This window comes from Sphingomonas sp. Leaf5 (assembly GCF_001421155.1).
Classification (GTDB): domain Bacteria; phylum Pseudomonadota; class Alphaproteobacteria; order Sphingomonadales; family Sphingomonadaceae; genus Sphingomonas.
In genome coordinates this window covers 112,641-137,000 of sequence record NZ_LMJZ01000020.1, presented here as the reverse complement: position 1 = coordinate 137,000, position 24,360 = coordinate 112,641, and the positions used below count along the sequence as shown (strand labels likewise).

Sequence of the window (24,360 nt, the reverse complement as noted above, 5' to 3'; positions counted from 1 at the left end):
CATGCGCCGGATCGGTTGTCTTGGCCTGATCGTCGGACTGCTCGCCATCGGTGCGCTGTTTTTCGTGATCCAGAGCTGGGGTGGAGCCGGTCCGGCGCAGCGCACGCTGACCGTGATCGTGCCGCAGGGCGCGAGCCTTGCGGCGGCAGCGGAGGAGCTGGAGGCGGCCGGCGCGATCCGATCGGCCGGCCGATTCCGTCTGTTCGCGCGGTTTCTCGGCAGCGACGAACCGATCCGCGCCGGCGAGTATCGCATTCCGAAGGGATTGAGCCAGGCCGACGTCCTGAAGCTGTTGCAGGGCGGCCGCACGCTGCAACGCTTCGTGATGGTGCCCGAAGGCTGGCCATCGGTGCTGGTACAGGAGGCGGTCGCCAAGGCCCCGCAGATGGAAGGCACCGCGCCGCTGCCGGGCGAGGGCAGCATCCTGCCCGACAGCTACAGCTATGCGCGCGACGGCGACCGTGCCGATCTGGTCAAGCGGATGCAGGCGGCGATGGATCGCTATCTCGCTGCGGTGTGGAAAAAGCGCAAGCCGACGACCGTCGTCCAGTCGCCACGCGAGGCGGTGATCCTCGCCTCGATCGTCGAGAAGGAAACCGGCAAGCCGTCCGAACGCCGCATGGTCGCCGCGGTTTATTCCAACCGCCTGCGCGCCGGCATGCGGCTACAGGCCGACCCGACCGTCATCTACCCGATCACCAAGGGCAAGCCGCTCGGCCGCCGCATCCGCAAGTCGGAATTGCAGGCGAAGAACGGCTACAACACCTATGCCTCGGCGGGCCTGCCGGTCGGGCCGATCGCCAATCCGGGCAAGGCGTCGATCGACGCGGTCCTCGATCCGGCGCAAACGAAGGCGCTGTATTTCGTCGCGGACGGCACCGGCGGGCACGTGTTCGCCGACACGCTTGCCGAGCATAATGCCAATGTGAAGAAATGGTACGACATCCGCCGCGCGCGGGGCGAGATGTAGTCCCAAAATCCTCCCCGTTCATGGGGAGGGGGACCATCCGAAGGATGGTGGAGGGGGATGTCCACGCACGCAACGGCAGTGATTGTGGACACCCCCCTCCACCAGCTTAGCTGGTCCCCCTCCCCGCGGAGCGGGGAGGAATTTACGCCCGCAACCCTGCCGCCGCATGTGCACGTGTTTCGGTCTCCGCATGGGTCGCGCCGACGATCCAGCTGCCACCGACGCACAGCACCGGATCGAACGCCAGCCATTCGGGTGCGGTCGCTTCGGTGATGCCGCCGGTCGGGCAGAATTTCGCTTGATAGAAGGGTGCGGCAAGCGCCTTCAGCGCCTTCAGACCGCCCGATGCTTCGGCCGGGAAGAACTTGAAATGCGTCAGGCCGAGGTCGAGGCCGCGCATGATGTCGCCGGCATTGGCGATGCCCGGCAAGAAGGGCACGCGGCTGTCGATGATCGGGCGGCCGATGGTTTCGGTCAGCCCCGGTGAGACGATGAACTCGCTGCCGGCGTCCATCGCCTGCTTGAACTGATCGGCGGTGACGACGGTCCCGGCTCCGACGATCGCGCCGTCGACCTTCTTCATCTCGGCAATGGCTTCCAGCGCGGCCGGGGTGCGCAGCGTCACTTCGAGGACGCGCAGCCCGCCCTTGACCAGCGCTTCCGCCATCGGGCGAGCGTCGGCGGCGTCGTGAATGACCAGGACCGGGATGACCGGGCTGGTCTGCATGATGTCAGCGATGGTGACGGTCATCGAGCGTGCTCCTGTGCAAAGGCGGCAGCGGCCCCGAACAGGCCGGGCTGGGGATGGGTGATGAGCTTGACGGGAATACCCGCCATCAGCGTCTGGAAGCGGCCCTTCGCAGTGAAGCGCGTGCCGAATCCTGATTCGAGCAGGTGATCTCTGAGCCTCAGGCCAAGGCCGCCGGCGATGACCACCGCCTTTGCGCCCTGCGCCAGCGCGAGATCGCCGGCAACGGCACCAAGCGTCAGGCAGAAGCGGTCTAGCGCGGCGACGGCGATGCTGTCCGTGCCGTCGAGCGCGGCGGCCCAGATGGTCTTGTCGTCGCTGTGCGGCACCGACACGCCCTCGATCTCCGCCAGCGTTTCGTACCATGCGACGATCGACGGCCCGGCACAGGCGCGTTCGTTCGATCCGCGGCCATGCGCCTTGCGCAGCCGCTTGAGCAGCGCATCCTCGATGCCGTCGAGCGGAGCGAAATCCTGATGCCCGCCTTCGGTTTCGAGGACATGATACCGCTCCGGCGTCCGCAGCAGCTGCGCGACGCCCAGACCGGTGCCCGGACCGCAGATCGTGACGACGCCGCGCGTCGGTAGCGGGCCTTCGGGACCGCACAGGTGGATGAAATCGTCCTGGTCGACCTGCGCCACGGCGTGCCCGACCGCGCCGAAATCGTTGATGATCGTCCAGGTTTCGACGCCGAGCCGTTCCTGCATCAACGGCGGACGGATGATCCACGGATTGTTGGTGAACTTGATCAGCGTGTCGTTGACCGGCGAGGCGACCGCAAGGCTGGCGGCGGTGGGCAGCGGGCGGCCGAGCGTGCGCTCGAACGCACGCCATGCGAGTTGCAGGCTGCCATGTTCGGCGACCTTCTGCGTGGTCGGTTCGCCCAGATGGACCACCCGGCCGTCCTCGACCTCGGCGATCGCGAAGCGGGCGTGCGTGCCGCCGATATCTACCGCAACGACTTCCATGACCTCTCCTGATCCTCATCGTCACCCCGGACTTGATCCGGGGTCCCGCTTTTCCACCGCTTCAACAAAAGAAGCGGGACCCCGGATCAAGTCCGGGGTGACGACCGGGACAGCCGGTCGCCCTATCGTCCTACAGCCCCGCCGCCGCCAGCATAGCCGAGCCGCCGGCTTCGGCCTCGCTCGCGCCCTGTCGCATCATCGCAAAGATTTCGCGACCGGTGCCGTCGGCTGGGGGCGGTGTGGGCGCATGGTCGCGCGCGGCCCATTCGTCGGCCGGGACCAGCGCCGCCAGCGTATTGGCATTCGCGTCGAGGCGGATGACGTCGCCGTCGCGCAGCTTGCCGATCGGCCCGCCGCCCAACGCCTCGGGCGAGAGGTGGATCGCCGCCGGCACCTTGCCCGACGCCCCCGACATGCGCCCGTCGGTGACCAGCGCCACGCGGAAGCCCCGATTCTGCAGCACGCCCAGCGGCGGGGTCAGCTTGTGCAGCTCCGGCATGCCGTTGGCGCGCGGCCCCTGATGGCGGACCACGACCACGACGTCGCGGTCGAGTTCACCGGCCTTGAACGCCGCCTGCACCGATGCCTGGTCGCTGAACACGCGGCAGGGTGCCTCGATGACCCAGCGATCGGGGTCGACCGCCGACACCTTGATACAGGCGCGGCCGATATTCCCCTCGAGGATGCGGAAGCCGCCCTCGGGCGCGAACGGCGCGTCGACGGTCCGGACGATGGTGTCGTCGCCGCTGACCGGGGCATGGTCCTTCCAGACCAGCTTGTCGTCCTCGATCGTCGACTGGCGGCCATAAGCGGCCATGCCGTCCTTCGCGATGGTCAGCACGTCGCCGTGCAGCAGCCCGCCGCGCAGCAGTTCGCGGATGACGAACGACGGACCGCCGGCATCCTCGAACCCGTTCACATCCGCCGACCCGTTGGGATAGACGCGGGTGAGCAGCGGCACGACTTCGGACAGGCGGTTGAAGTCGTCCCAGTCGATGACGATCCCGGCGCAGCGCGCGATAGCGGGCAGGTGGATCAGGTGGTTGGTCGACCCGCCGGTGGCCAGCAGCACGATCGCGGCGTTCACGATCGCCTTTTCATCGACCACCCGGCCGATCGGGCGATAATCGTCGCCGTCCCAGCCGATTTCGGCGAGGCGGTGGATGGCGTAGCGGGTCAGTTCCTGCCGACGCTTGGTGCCCGGATTGGCGAAAGCGGCATCGGGGACGTGCAGGCCCATCGCTTCGACCATCATCTGGTTCGAATTAGCGGTGCCATAGAAGGTGCAGGTGCCCTTGCCATGATAGGCGGCAATTTCGGCGTCGAGCAGTTCCTCGCGCCCGACTTTCCCTTCCGCATAGGCCTCGCGGACCGCTGCCTTCTGCTTGTTGGGGATGCCCGACCGCATCGGGCCGCCGGGGATCAGCACCATCGGCAGATGCCCGAAACGCAGCGCGCCCATCAGCAGGCCGGGCACGATCTTGTCACAAATGCCGAGCAGCGCCGCGCCCTCGAACGCACCGTGGCTCAATGCCACCGCCGTGGACAGCGCGATCGTGTCGCGACTGAACAGCGACAATTCCATGCCGGGAAAGCCCTGCGTCACCCCGTCGCACATCGCCGGCACGCCGCCGGCGACCTGCGCGGTCACGCCCGCCTCGCGCGCCCAGACCTTCATCTGTTCGGGATAGCGGTAATAAGGCGCGTGCGCCGACAGCATGTCGTTATACGCGGTGACGATGCCGATGTTCATCCGGTTGGCCGGACGCATCGCGTCGCGATCCTCGTCGGTGCCGGCATAGGCATGGGCGAGGTTCGCGCAGCCGAGCATTGGCCGGTCGACGCCGCTCTCCCGCTCGCGGTCGATCAGCGCAAGATAGGCGGCACGCTTGGTCCGCGACGCTTCAATGATGCGGTCGGTGACGGCGGCGATCGTGGCGTTGAGGGCCATTAGCGGCTCCAATGAATATCGACGGGAAGTTCGACTTCGGCCAGCACGCGGCCGATCGGATAGGCCGACGACGCGCCCTGATCGATCGCGCGTTCGAGCACCGATTTCTTTTCATCGCCGGTGATCGCGATCATCAGCGCGCGCGCCGAGGCGATGGCGGCATGGCTCAGCGTCACGCGCGCGACCGGCGCTTCCGGCGGCAGCGGGTCGGGCATCACGCCCAGCGCGCGACGTTCCTTGGGACCGGTCAGTGCCTCGGTAAGGTCGGGACCGGGGAAGATAGACGCGGTATGGCCATCGGCGCCCATGCCGAGCAGACAGAGGTCGAGCGGCCAGTGCAGATCCTGCAACCGCGCATCGGCGGCGCGGCCGGCAGCCTTGTAATCGGGGGCCTTTTCGGCTGTCAGCGGAATGACCCGCGCGCCCTTGGGCAGGAAGACCTTGGCAAGGCCGGTGACGTTCGACATCGCGTCGCCCATCGGCACGATCCGGTCGTCGGTGGGGACGATCGTCACACGCTTCCAGTCGAGCTTCGCCTTGATCAGCTTGTCATAGATCGGGGCGGGGGTGCGACCACCCGCCAGCGCGATCACCGCCGCGCCGCGCGCGTCGATCGCCGATTCTATGATGAACTGGATATCGCCGGCCAGCGCGTCGGCGAATTCGGCGGGTTCGTCATATTCCCACCATTCGATTTCGGTCATTCTATCATCCCGTGTATTGTTCCGTTCCGTTCGAGCGTGCCTGAGAACCGGTTCTCGACGGGCGCATCTGGACTTCGCTCGATGCTGCTCGAACTGAACGGCATAATTATGGTGCGGAAGAGGAGCGCGTCAGCCGCTCACTCGTTCCACGTCACCCCGTCGCGTTCGGTCAGCGCGACGCTGGCATTCGGTCCCCAGCTTCCCGACGGATACCCCTTGGGACTGGTCGCATTCGCTTTCCACCCGTCGCGGATCGCGTCGATCCATTGCCACTGCGCCTCCACCTCGTCGCGGCGGACGAACAGCGTCGGATCGCCTTCGATCAGGTCGAGCAGCAACCGCTCATAGGCGATACGGCGGCGGGTACCGGCAAAGGCGGTGGTCAGCGACAGGTCGAGCGGCACTTCGCTCAGGCGGATGCCGTCGCGGTCGAGGCCGGGTTCCTTGGCCATCACCAGCAGGCGGACATATTCCTCGGGCTGAAGGCGGATGACCAGCGTGTTGGGCTGCAACCGGCCGCCGCGATCGGCGAAGATCGAATGCGGTACCGGCTTGAACTGGATCGAAATTTCCGAATGGCGATCCTGCATCCGCTTGCCGGTACGCAGGTAGAAGGGCACGCCCTGCCAGCGCCAGTTGTCGATATGCGCCTTTACCGCGACGAAGGTTTCGGTGTCCGAATCCTTGCCCAGTTCCTCGTCATATCCCCGGACGATCTCGCCCTTCACCGCGCCGGCGTCATATTGGCCGGTGACCGTGTGGGTGTTGACCTCGGCCGCGCCGATCGGGCGCAGCGAGCGGAGGACCTTGACCTTTTCGTCGCGGATCGAGGTGCCGTCGAACTTGGCGGGCGGCTCCATCGCGATCAGCGCGACCAGCTGCATGACGTGGTTCTGGACCATGTCGCGCAGTGCGCCGACCTCGTCATAATAGCCCGCGCGCCCTTCTAGGCCGACGGTTTCGGAGATGGTGATCTGGACATGGTCGATGCCGCGCGCGTTCCACACCGGTTCGAACATCGCATTGCCGAAGCGCAGCGCCAGAATGTTCTGGACGGTTTCCTTGCCCAGATAATGGTCGATGCGGAACGTCCGCTCCTCCGGAAAGGCGGCGGCGACCAGATCGTTGATCTCACGGCTCGATTGGAGATCCTTGCCGAGCGGCTTTTCGAGGCTGATGCGGACTTCGGGTCCGGTCAGGCCGGCGCTCTTCAGGCCGGTGATGGTCGGGCCGAACAGCCACGGCGCAGTCGACAGGAAGATCGCAAGACCGCCCGAAATATCGCCGAGCTTGCGCGCAAGATCGGCGAAACCGTCAACGTTCGACGCGTCGAGCGGCTGATATTGCAGCCGCGCGAGAAAGCCGTCGATCGCCGCCTCGTCCTTGCGATCGTCGGGCAGGAACTCGTCGAGCGCATGGCGTGCGAACGCGCGGAAGCCGTCATCGTCATGCTCATGCCGCGCGGTGCCGGTGATGGTCAGGCCGGCCGGCAACAGGCCATCGGCATGGAGGCCGTAGAGCGAGGGGAGCAGCATCCGTTGCGACAAATCCCCGGTCGCGCCGAACAACAGCAGCTTCGCTACCGCTTGCCTCGTCATGCGTGCTCCTATCTTCCAATTCGGTCCCGCGCGCTCCTAGCAGCCTATTTCGCAAACGCGAAGGCGGCATGGGCAGGCGACGCGAAACGATTGCGCGAAACGTCAGAATATTACGGACGGAGGGCAGCCGCGCTCAGAGCGTCAGACCCGCCGTCTGGTCGAAACCGGCCATCAGGTTGAAGTTCTGAACCGCCGCACCGGCCGCGCCCTTGCCCAGATTGTCGAGCGTCGCGATCAGTCGCGCCTGGCCCGTCTCCATATTGCCGAACACGCGCAGCGACAGGCGGTCGGTGCCGGCATCGGCCTCGATCGGAATCGCGCTGTCGTCGCCGTCAAGGACGCGGACCACCGGCGATTCGCGATAGGCCTCGCGCAGCGTCTGTTCGATCGCCGACAGGCTGGGGCGGCGGTGGAACGCGAACAGCGGCAACGGCACTTCGACCACCATCCCGCGATAGGTGCGCGCGACCGACGGCTGGAACAGCGGCGGATGGGCGAGGCGGGCGTGACGCTGCATCTCGGGCACATGCTTGTGCGCGAGCGACAGGCCGTAGCCGAGCCATGCGGTATCGGTCTCGCCATTCTCGAACGCGGCGATCATCGCCTTGCCGCCGCCCGAATAGCCCGAGACGGCGTTGACGCTGACCGGCCATTCGTGCGGGATCAGGCCAGCGCGGACCAGCGGCCGTACCAGCGCGAGGAAGCCGGTAGGATAACAGCCCGGATTCGACACGCGCATCGCCGTCGCGATCGTGCCCGGCTGCGACGGTTCCAGTTCGGCCATGCCATAGGTCCAGCCATCGGCGACGCGGTGTGCGGTCGATGCGTCGATCACCCGCGTGCGGTCGTTGTCGATCAGCGATACCGCCTCGCGCGCCGCATCGTCGGGCAGGCAGAGAATCACGAAATCGGCATCGTTCAGCGCCTCGCGCCGCGCCGCCGCATCCTTGCGACGGGTGTCGTCGAGCGTGATGAAGTCGATCTCGGTCCGGCCCGACAGCCGGTCGGCGATTTCGAGGCCGGTGGTGCCGGCGGCACCGTCGATGAAGACGCGAACGTTCATGCGGGGCGCCTCCGGGCGCGAATGGGGCCGAACCGGTCGAGCGCGGCGACGGGTTCGCACCGCACGACGTCGTCGGCATGGATGACGGTATCGGTATCGACCAGCATTGCGACATGGTCATTAAAGAAGATCAGGTCGCCGCGCCGCAGCGGATCGCCGGCCGCCAGCGGCGTGCCGATGGTCTCCGCCTGCAAATCGACGAACCGCGCCGGTGGCGACCCGGCCAGCGACAGCGCCAGAAAGATCAGACCGGCGGCATCGACCCCGTCGCCCGAGCGACCACCGGCCAGCACGGGCACGCCCTTCAGACGCAATGCACAGGCAACCGCATCGCCCGTTTCGTCCGACAGCGGCAACAGCGTCGTCGCGAGCAGATATCCGCCGTCCACCTCGGTCCATTCGTCGTTCGCCGGAACGGCGGCGACGCGGCTGCCCATCGGCAGCGACAGCGGAAGCGGGCGATCGAGCGAACGATCGGCGTACAGGATGGACCGGGCGGCGATGACGACGTGCGATGCGTCATAGGCGTCGACCAGCGCGGTCCGCGGCACGAATCCGACGCTGCCATCGATCGGCGAACGGCCCCAGCCATGGGTGGAGGTGAATTCGAGGACGTCGAACGGCTCGCCGGCCAGTGCCTGCGATACGACATGGCCCGCGGGAGCGCCGAGGATGGCGGTCGCACCACCGATGCTGCGCCGTGCCGGTACGGCATAATGCGGCGCGAAGACCCGGTCGGCGAGGCGGATATCGGCCAGATCGCGACGGACCGCGTCGATTCGGGTGTCGAGCGCGACCGACCGCCCGCGCAGCGCGAAGCGGCTACGCGCTGGCGCGTCGTTGGAAGTCGCCGACGCCGTCGCCGCCCATGAACTGCCCGAACTCTGCAAGAAAATTGGCCCCTTCGCTGGTCTGCGCGACGAAGATGTTCCGCTTGTCGGCATCGTCACGTTGGCGCCGGAGATAGCCGAGCGTACCCAGACGATTCAAGGCGCGCGTTACGACGGGCTTCGATACGTTCAGCGCACGGGCAAGGCCGCGCACGGTATGCGGGCCGGGTTGCAGATAGACGATCATCATCAGCGCCATCTGCCGATTGGTCAGGTCCGGCTCGCCCGACCGGACATAGTCGACCAGGCCGTCCATCCATTTTTTCAGTGGAATAGTTGGAAACATTGCAGCAACCTAACGTCGATACAGGCCGTGAGGCGGGGTCGAAACATGAACGTCGCAGTTGCGCGCTTGGTTTCCCGGTCGATACGATAATGTGACGATCGGGTCGGAGGCGCTCGGTTGATTGGCGGGCCGCGCTCGCCTATGTGGCGCGCTTCGAACCCGCACTCCTTTCTTTCGGAAATGTTCCCCGACCATGTTCACCTTCCTGCTTGTCGTCCATGCGATCATCGCCGCGCTGCTCGTGACGGTGATCCTCATGCAGAAGTCGGAAGGTGGCGGGCTGACCACCGGCGGCAGCCCGTCGGGACTGATGTCGGCACGCGGTGCCGCCGATTTCCTGACGCGGGCGACCGCGGTCCTTGCCGGGCTGTTCGTCGCGATGAGCATCGCGCTGGCGGTGATCGCGGCGAATCGGGGGGCCAATTCCATCGATACCTCGCTGGCACGGCCGACGACTCCGCCGCCCGCCGCCAGCGCACCGGCCAATCCGGCGGCTGATCCGATCGGCAACCTGACGGGTGCCGATAACGGCGCGGTCCCGCTGGCCCGCTAAACCACTTTCATCAACCGGTCCGTCGTATTTCGCGGGCGTGGGAGCAATCCCGCGCTTGGCGGCGATGGCGTTCGACGCTAGGCGATATCTCCCATGGCGCGGTATATCTTCATCACCGGCGGCGTGGTCTCGTCGCTCGGCAAGGGCCTCATGGCGGCCTCTCTCGCAGCACTCTTGCAGGCGCGGGGCTACAAGGTCCGCATCCGCAAGTTCGATCCGTATCTGAACGTCGATCCGGGCACGATGTCGCCCTATCAGCATGGCGAAGTCTATGTGACCGACGACGGGGCGGAAACCGACCTCGACCTCGGTCACTATGAACGCTTCACGGGCGTGGCGGCGCATCAGTCGGACAACGTCACCTCGGGCCGCATTTATCAGACGATCATCCAGCGCGAACGGCGTGGCGATTATCTGGGCGCGACGGTGCAGGTCGTCCCGCACGTGACCGACGCGATCAAGGCGTTCGCACAGGCCGATACCGTCGACGACGACGGTCAGGATCTGGATTTCGTATTGTGCGAGATCGGCGGGACGGTCGGCGACATCGAATCGCTGCCGTTCATCGAGGCGATTCGCCAGCTGAAGAACGAACTGGGCCGTGGCCGCTCGATCAGCATCCACGTCACGCTGGTGCCCTACATCGCGGCGGCGGGCGAGCTGAAGACCAAGCCGACGCAGCATTCGGTGCGCGAACTAGCGGCGCTGGGCGTACAGCCCGACGTGCTGGTCTGCCGCTGCGAAAAGCCGCTGCCGGCGAGCGAACGGGCGAAGATCGCGTTGTTCTGCAACGTGCCGGCCGCTGCGGTCATTCCCGCCCTCGACGCCTCGAGCATCTATGCGGTGCCCGAGCAATATCATGCCGAGGGGCTGGACGCCGAGGTGCTGCGCGCCTTCGGGATCGAACCCGGCGACGCGCCCGACCTGTCGCGCTGGAGCGACATCATGGACCGCCTCCAGAATCCCGAAGGCGAAGTGACGATCGGCGTGGTCGGCAAATATGTCGGGCTGCAGGATGCGTACAAGTCGCTGAACGAGGCGCTGGTGCACGGCGGCATCGCCAACCGGGTGAAGGTCAACATCCGCTGGATCGACGCCGAGCTGTTCGAGGGCGATCACGACATGGTCGCCGCCGAGCTGGAGCCGTGTCACGCGATCCTCGTTCCCGGCGCGTTCGGCGAGCGTGGTGCCGAGGGCAAGATCGCCAGCGTCCGCTTCGCACGCGAGCGCAAGGTGCCGTACTTCGGGATATGCTTCGGGATGCAGATGGCCTGTATCGAGGGCGTTCGCACCACCGGTAAGATTCCGGACGCGTCTTCGACCGAATTTGGCCCGACCGATCAGCCGGTCGTCGGCATGATTACCGAATGGATGAGCCCCGAGGGCATCCAGAAGCGCGAATCGGACGGCGATCTGGGCGGCACGATGCGGCTGGGTGCCTATGAAGCGACGCTGACGGGCAATTCGGTCGTCGCGTCGATCTATGGCGGGACGTCGATCAGCGAGCGGCATCGCCATCGCTATGAAGTAAACACCGGCTATCGCGAGATGCTGGAATCTGGCGGGCTGGTGTTCTCCGGCATGTCGCCCGACGGGATGCTGCCCGAAATCGTCGAGCGGCCCGACCATCCATGGTTCGTCGGCGTGCAGTTCCACCCGGAGCTGAAGTCCAAGCCGTTCGATCCGCACCCGCTGTTCGCGAGCTTTGTCGCCGCGGCGGTGAAGCAGTCGCGGCTGGTTTAATTCCATTCGTCCTTCCCGCGAAGGCGGAAATCCATATACGCTGACGTTTGGACGTCGATCGCAAGCGTTGCGTTTATGGATTCCCACCTGCGCGAGAAGGACGACACGGGCAGGGGCGTCTCACAAACGCGAACGGGCGCCCGAACCCATCCGGTTCGGACGCCCGCCTACAGCGCGTTATCAAACAATTCCCCGCAGGTCAGGCAGCGTGTGCCGGTTCGTCGCTCCCGGCCGCGTCATTCGCGATGACCGGCTGTTCGGTCGTGCTGCCGATCGCGATGCGGCGCGGCTTCATCGCGTCGGGGATTTCGCGACGCAGGTCGATGGTCAGCAAGCCATCGGCAAGGTCGGCGTTTTCGACGACGATGAAATCGGCCAGTTCGAACCGGCGTTCGAAGCTGCGGTTGGCGATGCCCAGATGCAGGACCGCGCTCTTCTGTGCGTCGGTCTGCTCGGCCTTGCGACCCGACACCACAAGCAGGTTCTGCTGGGCGGTGATGTCCACCTCTTCGCGCTTGAAACCGGCGATCGCCAGCGTGATGCGGTAACGGTCTTCGGCCAGACGTTCGAGATTGAAGGGCGGATAATTTTCACCCGTCGTCGCCCGCGCATTGTTTTCGAGCATGTCGAACAAACGGTCGAAGCCGATGGTCGAGCGGCGATACGGGGTGAAGTCGAAGCTACGCATGTCAAATCCTCCATCAGAAGCGAATTGAACCGAGCGGCATCCACGAAGCGATGCCGGTTCGCGAACGGCCCGACAGGCACCGCTCGTGAACCGATATGGTTCGTTGGCAAGGCGCTTCAAGAGGGTTTGCGAAACGATTTTTTGGGACGGTCGCGGGGGGTAAGGTTCTGGCGTACGGGTATCCGCGCCTGTGTCGGCGAACCGCTGTCCTACAGCGCCTGCCCGTGGCATCATTACGGTCTGGCGATCTTCCGCCGCGCTATTTGACACCGTCCGCACTAACCCGCGTAACCGGGACCTCTGCGAAACTTCTTTGACCGTACCCCGGCGAAGGCCGGGGCCCAGTTGGGGAACGTTCGCAACTTACGGAAAAGCCTTCGCAACGGGACCCCGGCCTTCGCTAGGGTACGGCTCGGTTTGGTTTATTGCGCGACTTCCGCAGAGGTCTCGGGAACCCGCGTAACCCGCCAAAACGTGGCAAGTGTGACTTTCGTGACCTTTGGCGCGCGGCTGAAGGCCAATTTGTCAGTTCTGCGAGTAACGGCAACAGCTTACGGGCAAGCATTCGCCCGGAAGGGAAGCGCGACATAATTCGGCAACCCGCGCCCATCCCCGACCGCAAAGGCCCCAAAACGGCAAACGGCCGGGCTGTTGCCAGCCCGGCCGCCTGCGTGACGATCGCTCGTCAGCCCCCTTGGTTGCCACCGCTTCTACGCCCCTTCCCCCCTTCCAGGGCGGAGCCGGTTGGCCTCCCCGAACCGTGGCCTTGCTTGCCTGCGCTTCGTGAAGTCTTCGATACGGAACCGGACCGACCCTGTCACCGGCTTTGCGGCAGCTTTGCTACGGTTTTCGTAACCATGTGTCGATTTGGCAACAGCATGGATTGAAGTCGGACCAGCGTCTACCTACAGCCGCTGCAACGCCCCGTTCGAGGGGGCTCCGTTCGAGGACACCGACCGCCCCTATGCTGCTATCGCGTTACGAGCGGATGATCGCCCGCCGCTATCTGTTGCCCGGACGGGGCGAGGCGTTCATCGCGCTGGTCGCATCGATCAGCCTGGTCGCAGTGATGCTGGGCGTCGCCGCGCTGGTCATTGTCATGAGCGTGATGAACGGGTTCCGTGCCGAATTGTTCGACAAGATCGTCGGGCTGAACGGCCATGCGCTGATTCAGGGATATAACAACCAGCTGCCAGACTGGCGACGGATCGCGGCGGAGGCGCGGCGGACGCCGGGCGTGACCAGCGCGACGCCGTTGATCGAACAGCCGCTGTTCGCGACCTATAATGGCCGGTCCGAATTCATCCTGATGCGCGGCATGCGGATCGAGGATATTCGCGACAATCCGACGATCCGCGACAATGTGAAGCAGGGCGCGCTGAACGCCGTCACGCCGGGCAGCGGCAATGTCGTGATCGGCAGCCGGCTGGCGATGGCGCTGGGCGTGACCGTCGGCAGCGAGATCACGGTCATCAGTCCGCAGGGGCCGACGACCCCGTTCGGCACGATGATCCGGCAGGTGCCGTACCGGATCGCCGCGATCGTCGAGGTCGGGGTGTATGATTACGACAAGGCTTTCGTCATCATGCCGATCGAGGATGCACAGCAATTGCTGCTGACCGGCGATTCGGTCGGGTCGATCGAACTGGAGACGTCCGACCCCGATGATGTCGACCGCATCCTCGCGCCGCTGCGGGAGAAATTCGTGGCGAGTGCGCAGATCACCGACTGGCGACAGCTCAATTCCGAACTGTTCCAGGCGCTGTCGGTCGACCGGATCGTCACCTTCACCGTGCTGTCGATCATCATCCTGATCGCGGTGTTCAACATCCTGTCGTCGCTGATCATGCTGGTCCGCGCCAAGACGCGCGACATCGCGATCCTGCGGACGATGGGCGCGACGCGCGGCGGGCTGCTGCGCATCTTCATGACCGTCGGCACGACGATCGGCGCGCTGGGCGTCGGCGCGGGGCTGATCCTCGGTTTCGTTTTCCTGACGTTCCGGCAACGGGTGGTCGAGGCGGTCGGTGCGGTGACCGGCGTCGACATCTGGGACCCGACGATGCGCTATCTGACCGAATTGCCGTCGAAGGTCGATCCGGTCGAGGTGGTGACGATCGCGCTGGTCGCGCTGCTCTTCTCGTTCCTCGCCACGCTGTACCCGGCGTTCAAGGCGGCCAATACCGATCCCGTGCAGGTGCTGCGCTATGACTGAGCCCGTTCTCCAGACCCGCGGACTGAAGCGGAGTTTCACGCAAGGGGCGGTGACGATCGACGTGTTGCGCGGGGTCGACCTGACCGTCGCGCCGGGCGAGATCGTCGCGCTGCTGGGGCCGTCGGGGTCGGGCAAGTCGACGCTGTTGCAGGCGGTCGGACTGCTGGAGGGCGGGTTCGAGGGCGAGATCCTTGTCTGCGGCGAACAGGTTGCGAAGGCCGGTGCCAACCGGCGCACCGTCGTGCGGCGCGACCGGATGGGCTTCATCTATCAGTTCCACCACTTGCTGCCCGATTTCAACGCGCTGGAGAATGTCGTCCTGCCGCAACTGGTCCGTGGCGGTACGCGTGCCGAGGCGGATGCGCGGGCGAGCGAATTGCTGACCGCGCTCGGGCTGGGCCAACGGCTCGATCACCGTCCGAGCCAGTTGTCGGGCGGCGAGCAGCAACGGGTGGCGGTTGCGCGCGCGCTGGCCAACCGCCCGGCGCTGGTGCTGGCCGATGAGCCGACCGGCAATCTGGACGAGGCGACGGCGGACGTCGTCTTCGCCGAATTTATCCGGCTGGTGCAGGGGCAGGGGTCGGCGGCGCTGGTCGCGACGCATAACGAACGGCTGGCCAACCGAATGGATCGGGTGGTGCGGTTGCACGACGGGGTGCTGCGATGAGCGACCTGTACGACCTGTCGGTGCGGACCGCCGATGGTGCCGAAACGACGCTCGCCGACTATCGCGGCAAGGTGCTGGTGATCGTCAACGTCGCATCGAAATGCGGGTTCACGCCGCAATATGCCGGGTTGGAGGCGCTGCACCGGAAGTTCGGCGGGCACGGCTTCGCGGTACTGGGCTTCCCGTGCAACCAGTTCGGCGGGCAGGAGCCGGGCGATGCGGCGGAGATCGCGCAATTCTGTTCGCTGACCTATGACGTCAGCTTCCCGGTGTTCGGCAAGGTCGATGTAAACGGAGCCGACGCCGCCCCTCTATTCCGCGCGTTGAAACAGGCTGCTCCCGGCGTGCTGGGTAGCGAAGCGGTGAAGTGGAACTTCACCAAATTCCTCGTCGGGCGCGACGGCCGGGTCACCCGGTTCGCGCCGACGACCAAGCCGGAGGATCTAGAAGGTGCGGTGCTTTCGGCATTGGCGTAACGCTATCCGCCGAGCAGGGGTTCGTCTTACGCCGCCTGCTCGCGCCGGTCGTGCAGCGCCCCCATGATCGCGACGATGCCGCCGAACAGGAAGCTGGCCCCGAGAATATAGCCCGGCAGGGTCAGCGCCGACCAAGGCACCGTCGAGTAGAGCAGGATCGCCAGCACGATGTTGAGCACGCCCAGCAGCAGCATCGGAACCCGTAGGCGCTTGAAGCGGAAGCCGACGAACAGCTCCATGACACCGCGCACGCCGAGCCAGAGGATGATCATCAGCGTCAGCGACAATGCCCCGCCGACCGGCACCAGCACCATATAACCGCCCGCGACCACCGACAGCAGCCCGAACAGCAGCGCATAGCCGCGGCCGCCGCGTCCGCGAAAGGCGGCGATGAGCGAGGCGACGCCGCCGGCAAGGAACAGGAAGCCGACGATCATCGTCGCCGCCAGCGTCGCGGGGAACGGCGCGGCGAAGGCGAGGATGCCGACCAGTACCGACACGATGCCATAGGCGAGCGACCAGCCCCAGCCGGGGGCGGTGATACGGGGTTCGCGGGCGTGATCGATCATGCGGTCCTCCTGTTGCCGCGCCGAACGGACGCGGTTCGTCATGGTTCCGTGTCCGCCGCACTGGTCGAATCAGCCGGCGATGGTTAGGTGCATCGGATGACGCATTCCGGGTTCGTGCCGCTTCGTATCTTTTCGTCCTACACCATGCTGGAGGGCGCGATCGAACCGAAGGCGATTGCCAAGGTCGCGCGCAAGCTGGGCTTTCCCGCCGCCGGGCTGTCCGATCGCAACGGGCTGTATGCCGCGATGGCGTTTTCGGACGCATGCAAGGATCAGGGCGTCCAGCCGCTGGTCGGCACGCTGCTGGCGGTCGCGCGGCCGGGCGGGCCGGAGATGCAGGAGCCGGAAATCGACTGGCTGCCGCTCTATGCGCAGGACGCGCGCGGCTATGACAATCTGTGCGCGCTGGTGTCGATGGCGCATCTCGACCGGCCGGTCGAAATTCCCGCGCATGTGCCGATCGATGCGCTGATCGGGCGCAGCGACGGGCTGGTCGCGCTGACCGGGGCGGGTGACGGGGCGCTGGCGCGGCTGTTTGCGGCCGGGCGCGACGACGAAGCGATGGCCTATGCCGACCGGTTGCAGGCACTGTTCGGCGACCGGCTGTATATCGAGATCGCCCGGCGCGACGATGCGGTCGAGGCGAAGGCGGAGCCGCAGCTGCTCGACCTCGCTTATGCCCGCGACCTGCCGCTGGTCGCGACCAATCCGTGCTGCTTCGCCGAGGCCGATTTCCACGACGCGCACGACGCCATGCTGTGCATCGCCTCGTCCAGCTATGTCGCGAGCGAGGATCGGCAGCGGTCGTCGCCGCAAGCGTGGCTGAAGCCCGCAGCGGTCATGCAGGAAATGTTCGCCGACCTGCCCGAGGCGCTGGCCAATACGCTGGTCGTGGCGCAGCGTTGCGCGGTGGCGGCCCCCAAGCGCAAGCCGATCCTGCCCAGCCTTGCCGGCGACCGCGAGGGTGAGGCGCTGAAGCTGCGCGTCGATTCGCGCGCCGGGCTGGTCGATCGGTTGCGCAAGATCGTCGCGCTGGAAGCGGGCATGGTCCGGGCCGAAGTCGCGGTCGATGCACCAGCACCGTGGGAAGATGCACCGACGCCGGCGGAGACGGGGACCATTCCCGACCTGTCCGAAGCCGAGCTGCAAGCGAAGTTTCCGGACTATTTCGAGCGGCTCGACTTCGAACTCGACGTCATCTGCCAGATGGGGTTTCCGGGCTATTTCCTGATCGTCGCCGACTTCATCAAATGGGCCAAGGATCACGACATTCCGGTCGGGCCGGGCCGTGGGTCGGGCGCGGGTTCGGCGGTGGCATGGGCGCTCACCATTACCGACCTGGACCCGATCAAGCTGGGGTTGCTGTTCGAACGCTTCCTGAACCCGGAACGCGTGTCGATGCCCGACTTCGACATCGATTTCTGCGAAACGCGGCGCGGCGAGGTCATCCGCTACGTCCAGCAGAAATATGGCCGCGATCAGGTGGCGCAGATCATCACCTTCGGTAAGCTGAAGGCGCGCGCGGTGCTGAAAGACACCGGCCGCGTGTTGCAGATGAGCTATGGGCAGGTCGATCGCCTCGCCAAGCTGGTGCCGAACCACCCGACCGATCCGTGGACGCTCGACCGGGCGATCAACGGCGTATCGGAACTGCACCAGCAATATACCGGTGAGAAGGACGTCCGGCGGCTGCTCGACCTCGCCATGAAGCTGGAGGGGTTGCCGCGGCACAGCTCGACCCACGCGGCGGGCGTGGTGATCGGCGATCGGCCGCTCAGCGAACTGGTGCCGCTGTACCGCGATCCGCGGTCCGACATGCCGGTCACGCAGTTCGACATGAAATATGTCGAGGGCGCGGGGTTGGTGAAGTTCGACTTTCTGGGCCTAAAAACCCTGTCGGTGTTGAAGTTCGCGGTCGAATTGCTGGCGCGGCGGGGCATCGTCGTCGATCTCGACAGCTTGTTGTGGGACGACGTCGCCACCTATGAACTGCTCAAGCGCGGCGACACGGTCGGCGTGTTCCAGCTCGAATCGGAAGGGATGCGGCGGACGCTGACCGCGGTGCGGCCGAGTAATTTCGGCGACATCATCGCGCTGGTGTCGCTGTACCGGCCGGGACCGATGGACAACATCCCGTCGTTCGGCGCGCGCAAGGCCGGGCGCGAGGAGCTGATCTATCCCCACGACCTGCTCGAACCGATCCTGAAGGAGACCTACGGGATCTTCGTCTATCAGGAACAGGTGATGCAGGCCGCGCAGATCCTTGCGGGCTATTCGCTCGGCGGCGCGGACATGCTGCGGCGCGCGATGGGCAAGAAGGTGAAGGCGGAGATGGACGCCCAGCGTTCGATCTTCGTGAAGGGCTGTGCCGAGATGAACGGCATCCCGGCGGCCAAGGCCAACGAGCTGTTCGATCTGATCGACAAGTTCGCCGGCTATGGGTTCAACAAGAGCCACGCGGCCGCCTATGCGCTGCTCGCCTATCAGACGGCGTGGCTGAAGGCGCATCACCCGCACGAATTCTATGCGGCGTCGATGGCGTTCGATTATGCGCAGACCGACAAGCTGGCGATCTTCGTCGACGATATGAAGCGGTTGCGCATCGAATGCCTGCCGCCGTGCATCAACGCCAGCGACGCGACCTTCGGTGTCGAGGAAACTGGTGACGGCCTTGCGGTGCGCTATGCGCTGTCGGCGTTGAAGGGCGTCGGCGAGCGGGCGATGGAGCTGATGGTCGAGGAGCGCGCGGCGAAGGGGCCGTACAAGTCGCTCGACGATTTCGCGACACGGGTCGACCCCAAGCTGCTCAACAAACGGCAGATCGAGACGCTGGCGGCGGCCGGTGCGTTCGATTGTATCGCGCTCGACCGGGCCGGAGTCCGTGCGCTGGCCGATACGCTGATGGCGACGGCGCAGCGGACCGAGGCGAACCGGTCGAGCGGGCAGGGCGGCCTGTTCGGCGAAGCGAGCGGCGCGACCGAGGCGGCGATCCGGATGCCCGACGTGCACTGGTCGCTGACCCAGGCGATCGCGGCGGAGAAGGACGCGTTCGGCTTCTATTTCTCGGCGCATCCGCTCGATCGCTACGCCCATCTCGCCAGTGCGCATGGCGCGCGGAAAATCGCCGATCTGGCCGACACGCCCGTACCGGAGGGCGGCCGGGTCGGTGCGACGGTGGCGGCACTGGTCGAGGATGCGCGCTGGCGGACCTCGGCACGCGGCAAGCGGTACATGATGGCGACGCTGTCCGACGCGACGGGGCAGGTACCGGTGACCTGTTTCGACGAAGGGCCGGCGAACGATCTGGAAGCCGCCGGCAAGGTTGGCGGATGCGGCCTGTTCACGCTCGAACTCGATCGCCGTGCCGGGGATGAAAGCGCGCGGGCGACGGTCAAGTCGCTCAAACCGTTCGACCTGATCGCCCGCGACGTCCGGCTGCGGCTGGACCTGACGATCGACGATGCCGCCGCCTATCCGGCGCTGGCGGGACTGGTCATGGGCGAGCGCGGCGGCCGTGGCGAAATCTGGATATCGGTCCCTGCCGTTGACGGAATCGAAGCTCGGGTATGTCTGGGCCGCGATTTTCAGATCGATGGCGAGCTTGCCGAACGGGTTGGCAGGCTGCAAGGTGTCGCCAGCGCGGCGTTCGATACGGTGAAGCCATCGATCGCTGCCGTCGGATAGGGGCGGTACGGCCCCGTTCGCGAAGGAGAGTGCGCGTGCTGGGCGGAATGCAGGATTTCGAACTTCGAGTACCCCGGTTGCTCGACCATGCCGAGCGTGAGCATGGGGGTCGCGAGATCGTCACCCGCTGGGCGAACGGCACCGAGACGCGGACGAACTGGGCGGGCATCGCGCACGATGCGCGGCGGCTGGCGCAGGCGCTGGAGCGGCTGGGCATCCGGCCCGGCGACCGCGTGGCGACGATGGCGATGAACCACGCCCATCACCTGATCGCGTGGTATGGCGTGATCGGCATGGGTGGCATTATCCACACCATCAATCCGCGACTGTTCGACGATCAACTGGCCTATATCGCCGACCATGCCGGCGATCGGGTGCTGCTATACGACGCGGCGTTCGCGCCGATCGTCGATCGGATGAAGTCGCGGCTGCCCGGTATCGACCATTTCATCGTGATGGACGGCGACGGGCCGGGCTCCTTCGCCGCGCTGATCGCGCCCGAGACCGGCGACTATGCGTGGGTCGAGGGGGACGAGCGCGACCATTGCATGATCTGCTATACCAGCGGCACGACCGGCGATCCGAAGGGCGTGATCTATTCGCACCGCTCGAACGTGCTCCACGCCATTGCCGAGTTGCAGCCCGACGAATTCGACCTGTCGCAACGGGCGGTGTGCCTGCCGGTGGTGCCGATGTTCCACGCGGTCGGCTGGGGACTGCCCTTCGCCGCGCCGGCGGTGGGGGCGAAGGTCGTGTTTTCCGCCGTCAACGAACCCGCCGTGCTGTGCGACCTGATGAACCGCGAACGGGTGACGCATTCGGCGGGTGTGCCGACCGTCTGGTTCGCGATGTTCCAGTATATGGACGCGACCGGCGCCGCGCCCGAGCATCTGCAGGTCGTGACGATCGGCGGATCGGCGGCCCCGCGCGCGATGATTGAACGGATCATGCGAATGGGCGTGCGGGTCAACCACGCGTGGGGCATGACCGAAACCTCGCCGATCGGCACGATGGGCGCGGCCGGCGCGGACTGGGACGACCTCAGCTTCGACCAGCGCGTCGATCAGGTCTGCCGACAGGGCAAGGTGCCGTTCGGCGTCGAACTGCGCACGGTCGATGAAGCTGGCGCGGTGCTGCCGCGCGATGGCGAGACGTCGGGGCAGTTGCAGGTGCGCGGCCCATGGGTGCTCAAACGCTATTTCCGAGACGAAAGCGGCGATGCGCTGACCCCTGACGGCTGGTTCGACACCGGCGACGTGGCGATGCTGCACCCCGACGGCACGATGCAGATCACCGACCGCGCAAAGGACGTCATCAAATCGGGCGGCGAATGGATCAGCTCGGTCGATCTGGAAAATGCCGCGGTCGGATGCCCCGGCGTGGCGGAGGCGGCGGCGATCGGCGTGCCGCATCCGCGCTGGGACGAACGGCCGGTGCTGCTGGTGGTCCAGCGGCCGGGCGCGGAGGTGACGGCGGAAACGGTGCTGGCGCATCTGGCGACGAAGGTTGCCAAATGGTGGCTGCCCGACCGCGTCATCTTCGTCGACGCGCTGCCGCACAGTGCGACGGGCAAGTTGAGGAAGACGGCGTTGCGCGAGCAATATCGGGGGGTGTTGGCGTAGGCGCTTATTCCCGCACCTTGTCGGGGCGCAGGTCGTCGTCGGATATCTCGTAGCCGAGGATGTCTCCCGGTTCGCAGTCGAGATAGCGACAGATCGCGGCGAGCGTCGCGAACCGCATTCCCTTCACCTTGCCCGATTTCAGGAGCGAGAGGTTGGATTCGGTGATGCCGATGGCTTCGGCCAGCTGTTTCGAGCGAACCTTGCGTCGTGCGAGCATCACGTCGAGATGGACGATCACCGGCATCAGACGAACTCGGCAAGGTCGCGTTGCGCCCGCAGCGTCGCCTCCAGTGCCCAGATCGTCGCATAGGCCGCCAGCGCCAGGAGCAACCCGGTGGCGATGCTCGCAAGATAGATCGACGGTGCGACCATCGGCCAGGCGGGGGTGCCGGGGGACAGCAATATCGTCAGCAGCGTCTCGTACACCGGTTGCGCCAGCGACCACAGGATCGCCGCCGCCGATGCCCGGCGCAGCCAGCGCAGCGCCTGTAGCAGCGCGTCCTGAACCGGGCCGCCGAGCCGCCGCAGCGCCAGCCCTACGCTGAACATCATCATTCCAAACGGCACCGAATCAACAGCATCCACCAACGCCAGGCCAATCCGTATGTCGGGTCGCGCGGCATAGGATTCGAAGCGCCGCTGCGTGGTAGCGGTGGCCGCGACTTGCAGCCGTGTCTCCTCGTCCAGCAAGAGACTGGGCTGTGCTTTCCACACGCAGCCCTTGCCGCCACCGCAATAGGGATTGGCACCTGGGGTCAGGCCGGCTGTCACGATGACGAAAGGCATGACCATTGCCGCCAACAGAAAAACGACACCGAAAACGCGGCATAGCTTTGCCTGACGCAGTGGCAATAACATTACGTCCGACATACAATTCTTTCTGTTTTACGAAAAGATATTGCCATCATACATGGTTTTTAGGGCGTAACGAACGCCGTTCTGCAACAGGTGGCCTATGAACCGGTTGAATCGGTACGTGTTTGGCGCGGCGATGGCGCTCGTCTCGACAACGGCTTCGGCGCAGGACCGACCAGCGCCGCCGCCGCAACGCGATGCGCCCGAGCTTGCGGTCGGCGTGTTCCGCCATGGAGCGAACTTTCATCCGCTCGGCGGCAAGCTGATCTTCGACCTTCCCGAACTGCCCGCCGGGCAATTTTACGAGGGGTTCGAGGAAAATGGCACCGTCGACGTGCAGTTGACCTATCGCAGTGCGCCGCTGCGCATCCTGCTCAAGCCGCGTCTGACCGCAAAGGCGCAGATCAGCACGGCCGGGCGAACGAGCTTTTTTAGCGCCGGAGCCGAGTGGCGACAGCATGTCCTGAAGCGCCGGCTATATGGCCAGGTCGGGATCGGGTTGACCCTGATCGACGGCTATGACGTCACCCCCGATCCATTCGCTCCGGGATTGTCGGCCGGCGAGGCGCAACGTCGATACGATATTTATCGGCGGCGGACGTCGTTCGGGTCGCAAATATTGTTCAATCCCAATGCGTCGATCGGTGTTCGCCTCGATCGCCGCTGGGCGGTTGAGGCGGTGTGGGAGCATTTCAGCCACCGCCAGTTCTTCTCGGAACGCAATCCGGGTATCGACCATCTCGGCATCCGGCTGGTACGGGCCTTGGGTCGGTAGACTATACCACCGGATCGTCAAACAACCCCGTCATCACCGTCGACGCATAGAAGCCGACCGCCCGCTCGCGTGGCATCGTCGCGGCCCAGTTGCGCATGTCGAACGCGGCGTTCTGCAATGCCATCAGCGCCTGCGCCGCGATCAGCGGGTCGACGGGGCGCAGCGAGCCTTCGGCGATGCCGTCGCTGATCGTACCGGCGAAGCGGCGGGCGATGCGGTTGGAGCGGTCGACCATCGCCTGTCGCACGGTCAGCGGTAGCCCGGACAGTGCGGTGGTGCGCAACAACGGCCCCTGGTCCGTGAACTGTGCGTCGACCAGCAACGCAAGCGTGCTCGACAGTCGCTGCCAATGGCTGCTGCCGGCGTGATCGGCGGCACGCTGCGCCGCGCTGATCGTGTCGAAGCTGCGGCGATAGCAGGCGATGACCAGATCGTCCTTGGCATCGAGATGGTGGTAGAACGACCCCTTGGTCACGTTCAGTTCGGACGCGATCCGCTGGACCGAGGCACCGCGATAGCCGAGTTCGTTGATGAGCCGGGTGGCCGCGCGCAGAAAGGCGTCGCGCGCCGGTTCGGCATCGGCCTGTTCGGGGGTGAGCGGTCGCGGTGCCCATCGCTGGCCGGGGCCGGCCATGCCGTGCACGAACACGTCCATCAATCGCGCCTCGACCCGATCATATTGGTCGGGTTCGTACCGATCGAGCCAGACGGTCAGCCAGAAACAGTTTTCGAGCAGGACATGGGCGCGGGCGCTGAAGATGTCCTTGGCGGTGCGGTCGGCCGGGTCGCCCCACAGGGTGCGCGTCTTGCGAAAGACGTCGCGCCAGCCGGACAGGAGGCGCGCCTTGAACGGGTCCTCCATCGCGCGCAGGTCCGACAGCATCGCAACGGGGCGTTCCTCGCCCGCCTCGATCCGGCGCTGCCGGTTGAAATGGACGCTCAAAAACTTCGCGACGCGGGCCCGCGGGGTGGGTTCGCGAAGTGCTTCGTCGAGCGTTGCCTGTAGCCAGTCGAGCGTATGGTCGAAGGCGGCGGCGGCAAGGTCCTCCTTGCGCTTGAAATAATAGGTGACGCTGGTGGTGTTGAGCCCGACACGCCGGGCGACGTCGGCAAAGGTCATGCCCTTCGCACTGGCTTCGTTGATCGCCTCCGCCGCCGCCGCAAGGATGGCGTCGCGTTTGGCGCGGTAGCGTTTGGTGGCCCCGTTCGTCGTCGTCATGGACGCGACCCTAGCAGAACGGGTGTGGAGCCCAAGCCTATTTTTCGCTGCGGTACGCGACGTCATCGGCGCTTTACCGAATATGCGGTATGGCCTAAATCGATCAAAATAGGTTG

General features: G+C 65.8%; 22 protein-coding genes. 9 read left to right on the top strand and 13 right to left on the bottom strand.

What is annotated here, in order from left to right:
* The first annotated feature begins 1 nt into the window (after position 1).
* Positions 2 to 970: an endolytic transglycosylase MltG gene (gene mltG, locus ASE50_RS13125; RefSeq protein WP_056401185.1), complete on the top strand. Its 969-nt coding sequence runs from the start codon at positions 2 to 4 to the stop codon at positions 968 to 970.
* 142 nt (positions 971 to 1,112) lie between these two features.
* Here the strand turns inward: mltG and eda are convergent, their stop codons facing one another.
* The 8 genes from eda to ASE50_RS13085 form a co-directional block, all read right to left on the bottom strand.
* Entirely contained in the window at positions 1,113 to 1,721 is a 609-nt protein-coding gene (eda, locus tag ASE50_RS13120) for a bifunctional 4-hydroxy-2-oxoglutarate aldolase/2-dehydro-3-deoxy-phosphogluconate aldolase (protein WP_056401180.1), read from the bottom strand.
* Complete coding sequence (locus ASE50_RS13115) at positions 1,718 to 2,686, bottom strand: glucokinase (protein WP_056401178.1); 969 nt, start codon at positions 2,684 to 2,686, stop codon at positions 1,718 to 1,720. The genes eda and ASE50_RS13115 overlap by 4 nt, the downstream gene beginning before the upstream one ends.
* 130 nt (positions 2,687 to 2,816) lie before the next feature.
* The gene (gene edd / locus ASE50_RS13110; RefSeq protein ID WP_056401176.1) at positions 2,817 to 4,637 is read right to left on the bottom strand and encodes a phosphogluconate dehydratase; all 1,821 of its coding nucleotides are present in this window, start codon (positions 4,635 to 4,637) and stop codon (positions 2,817 to 2,819) included.
* Positions 4,637 to 5,341 carry a 6-phosphogluconolactonase gene (gene pgl / locus ASE50_RS13105; protein ID WP_056401173.1) on the bottom strand — a complete coding sequence of 235 codons (705 nt, stop codon included), beginning with the start codon at positions 5,339 to 5,341 and terminating at the stop codon, positions 4,637 to 4,639. Before pgl ends, edd begins: the two co-directional genes overlap by 1 nt.
* Before the next feature lie 137 nt (positions 5,342 to 5,478).
* Positions 5,479 to 6,939: a glucose-6-phosphate dehydrogenase gene (gene zwf / locus ASE50_RS13100; RefSeq protein WP_056401170.1), complete on the bottom strand. Its 1,461-nt coding sequence runs from the start codon at positions 6,937 to 6,939 to the stop codon at positions 5,479 to 5,481.
* A 133-nt stretch (positions 6,940 to 7,072) separates the two neighbouring features.
* Positions 7,073 to 8,002 (bottom strand): N-acetyl-gamma-glutamyl-phosphate reductase, encoded by a 930-nt coding sequence (gene argC / locus ASE50_RS13095; RefSeq protein ID WP_056401167.1) that lies wholly within the window; start codon positions 8,000 to 8,002, stop codon positions 7,073 to 7,075.
* Entirely contained in the window at positions 7,999 to 8,892 is an 894-nt protein-coding gene (locus ASE50_RS13090; protein WP_056401163.1) for an NlpC/P60 family protein, read from the bottom strand. Before ASE50_RS13090 ends, argC begins: the two co-directional genes overlap by 4 nt.
* Entirely contained in the window at positions 8,825 to 9,148 is a 324-nt protein-coding gene (locus ASE50_RS13085) for a MarR family transcriptional regulator (RefSeq protein ID WP_056401160.1), read from the bottom strand. Before ASE50_RS13085 ends, ASE50_RS13090 begins: the two co-directional genes overlap by 68 nt.
* Positions 9,149 to 9,371: 223 nt before the next feature.
* Between ASE50_RS13085 and secG the strand changes: the two genes are divergently transcribed.
* Both secG and ASE50_RS13075 read left to right on the top strand, forming a co-directional pair.
* Positions 9,372 to 9,731, top strand: coding sequence for a preprotein translocase subunit SecG (secG, locus tag ASE50_RS13080; protein ID WP_056401152.1), 360 nt, complete (start codon positions 9,372 to 9,374; stop codon positions 9,729 to 9,731).
* 93 nt (positions 9,732 to 9,824) lie between these two features.
* Positions 9,825 to 11,474 carry a CTP synthase gene (locus ASE50_RS13075; protein ID WP_056401150.1) on the top strand — a complete coding sequence of 550 codons (1,650 nt, stop codon included), beginning with the start codon at positions 9,825 to 9,827 and terminating at the stop codon, positions 11,472 to 11,474.
* 199 nt (positions 11,475 to 11,673) lie between these two features.
* Here ASE50_RS13075 and ASE50_RS13070 read toward each other — a convergent pair whose 3' ends face one another.
* Positions 11,674 to 12,162, bottom strand: coding sequence for an Hsp20 family protein (locus ASE50_RS13070; RefSeq protein WP_056401147.1), 489 nt, complete (start codon positions 12,160 to 12,162; stop codon positions 11,674 to 11,676).
* A 964-nt stretch (positions 12,163 to 13,126) separates the two neighbouring features.
* Here ASE50_RS13070 and ASE50_RS13065 point away from each other — a divergent pair.
* The 3 genes from ASE50_RS13065 to ASE50_RS13055 are packed head-to-tail and all read left to right on the top strand — an operon-like array spanning position 13,127 to position 15,520.
* Positions 13,127 to 14,377 carry a lipoprotein-releasing ABC transporter permease subunit gene (locus ASE50_RS13065; RefSeq protein ID WP_056401144.1) on the top strand — a complete coding sequence of 417 codons (1,251 nt, stop codon included), beginning with the start codon at positions 13,127 to 13,129 and terminating at the stop codon, positions 14,375 to 14,377.
* The gene (locus tag ASE50_RS13060) at positions 14,370 to 15,044 is read left to right on the top strand and encodes an ABC transporter ATP-binding protein (protein ID WP_056401142.1); all 675 of its coding nucleotides are present in this window, start codon (positions 14,370 to 14,372) and stop codon (positions 15,042 to 15,044) included. The genes ASE50_RS13065 and ASE50_RS13060 overlap by 8 nt, the downstream gene beginning before the upstream one ends.
* Positions 15,041 to 15,520, top strand: a complete 480-nt coding sequence (locus tag ASE50_RS13055) for a glutathione peroxidase (RefSeq protein WP_056401139.1) — start codon at positions 15,041 to 15,043, stop codon at positions 15,518 to 15,520. Before ASE50_RS13060 ends, ASE50_RS13055 begins: the two co-directional genes overlap by 4 nt.
* A gap of 26 nt (positions 15,521 to 15,546) precedes the next feature.
* On the opposite strand, the gene ASE50_RS13050 is transcribed toward ASE50_RS13055, so the two are convergent.
* Positions 15,547 to 16,089, bottom strand: a complete 543-nt coding sequence (locus ASE50_RS13050) for an HdeD family acid-resistance protein (RefSeq protein WP_056401446.1) — start codon at positions 16,087 to 16,089, stop codon at positions 15,547 to 15,549.
* 96 nt (positions 16,090 to 16,185) lie between these two features.
* On the opposite strand from ASE50_RS13050, the gene dnaE reads away from it, so the two are divergent.
* Together dnaE and ASE50_RS13040 are read left to right on the top strand one after the other, a co-directional pair.
* The gene (gene dnaE, locus ASE50_RS13045; RefSeq protein ID WP_056401136.1) at positions 16,186 to 19,773 is read left to right on the top strand and encodes a DNA polymerase III subunit alpha; all 3,588 of its coding nucleotides are present in this window, start codon (positions 16,186 to 16,188) and stop codon (positions 19,771 to 19,773) included.
* A 47-nt stretch (positions 19,774 to 19,820) separates the two neighbouring features.
* Positions 19,821 to 21,395 (top strand): long-chain fatty acid--CoA ligase, encoded by a 1,575-nt coding sequence (locus ASE50_RS13040; protein WP_056401132.1) that lies wholly within the window; start codon positions 19,821 to 19,823, stop codon positions 21,393 to 21,395.
* Positions 21,396 to 21,399: 4 nt separating this feature from the next.
* On the opposite strand, the gene ASE50_RS13035 is transcribed toward ASE50_RS13040, so the two are convergent.
* Together ASE50_RS13035 and ASE50_RS13030 are read right to left on the bottom strand one after the other, a co-directional pair.
* The gene (locus ASE50_RS13035) at positions 21,400 to 21,639 is read right to left on the bottom strand and encodes a helix-turn-helix domain-containing protein (RefSeq protein WP_056401129.1); all 240 of its coding nucleotides are present in this window, start codon (positions 21,637 to 21,639) and stop codon (positions 21,400 to 21,402) included.
* The gene (locus ASE50_RS13030; protein WP_235512335.1) at positions 21,639 to 22,181 is read right to left on the bottom strand and encodes a hypothetical protein; all 543 of its coding nucleotides are present in this window, start codon (positions 22,179 to 22,181) and stop codon (positions 21,639 to 21,641) included. The genes ASE50_RS13035 and ASE50_RS13030 overlap by 1 nt, the downstream gene beginning before the upstream one ends.
* A 169-nt stretch (positions 22,182 to 22,350) precedes the next feature.
* On the opposite strand from ASE50_RS13030, the gene ASE50_RS13025 reads away from it, so the two are divergent.
* Positions 22,351 to 23,025, top strand: coding sequence for an acyloxyacyl hydrolase (locus tag ASE50_RS13025; RefSeq protein WP_056401123.1), 675 nt, complete (start codon positions 22,351 to 22,353; stop codon positions 23,023 to 23,025).
* Between the two features lies 1 nt (position 23,026).
* Here the strand turns inward: ASE50_RS13025 and ASE50_RS13020 are convergent, their stop codons facing one another.
* Entirely contained in the window at positions 23,027 to 24,244 is a 1,218-nt protein-coding gene (locus tag ASE50_RS13020) for a TetR/AcrR family transcriptional regulator (RefSeq protein ID WP_056401121.1), read from the bottom strand.
* Positions 24,245 to 24,360: the final 116 nt, after the last annotated feature.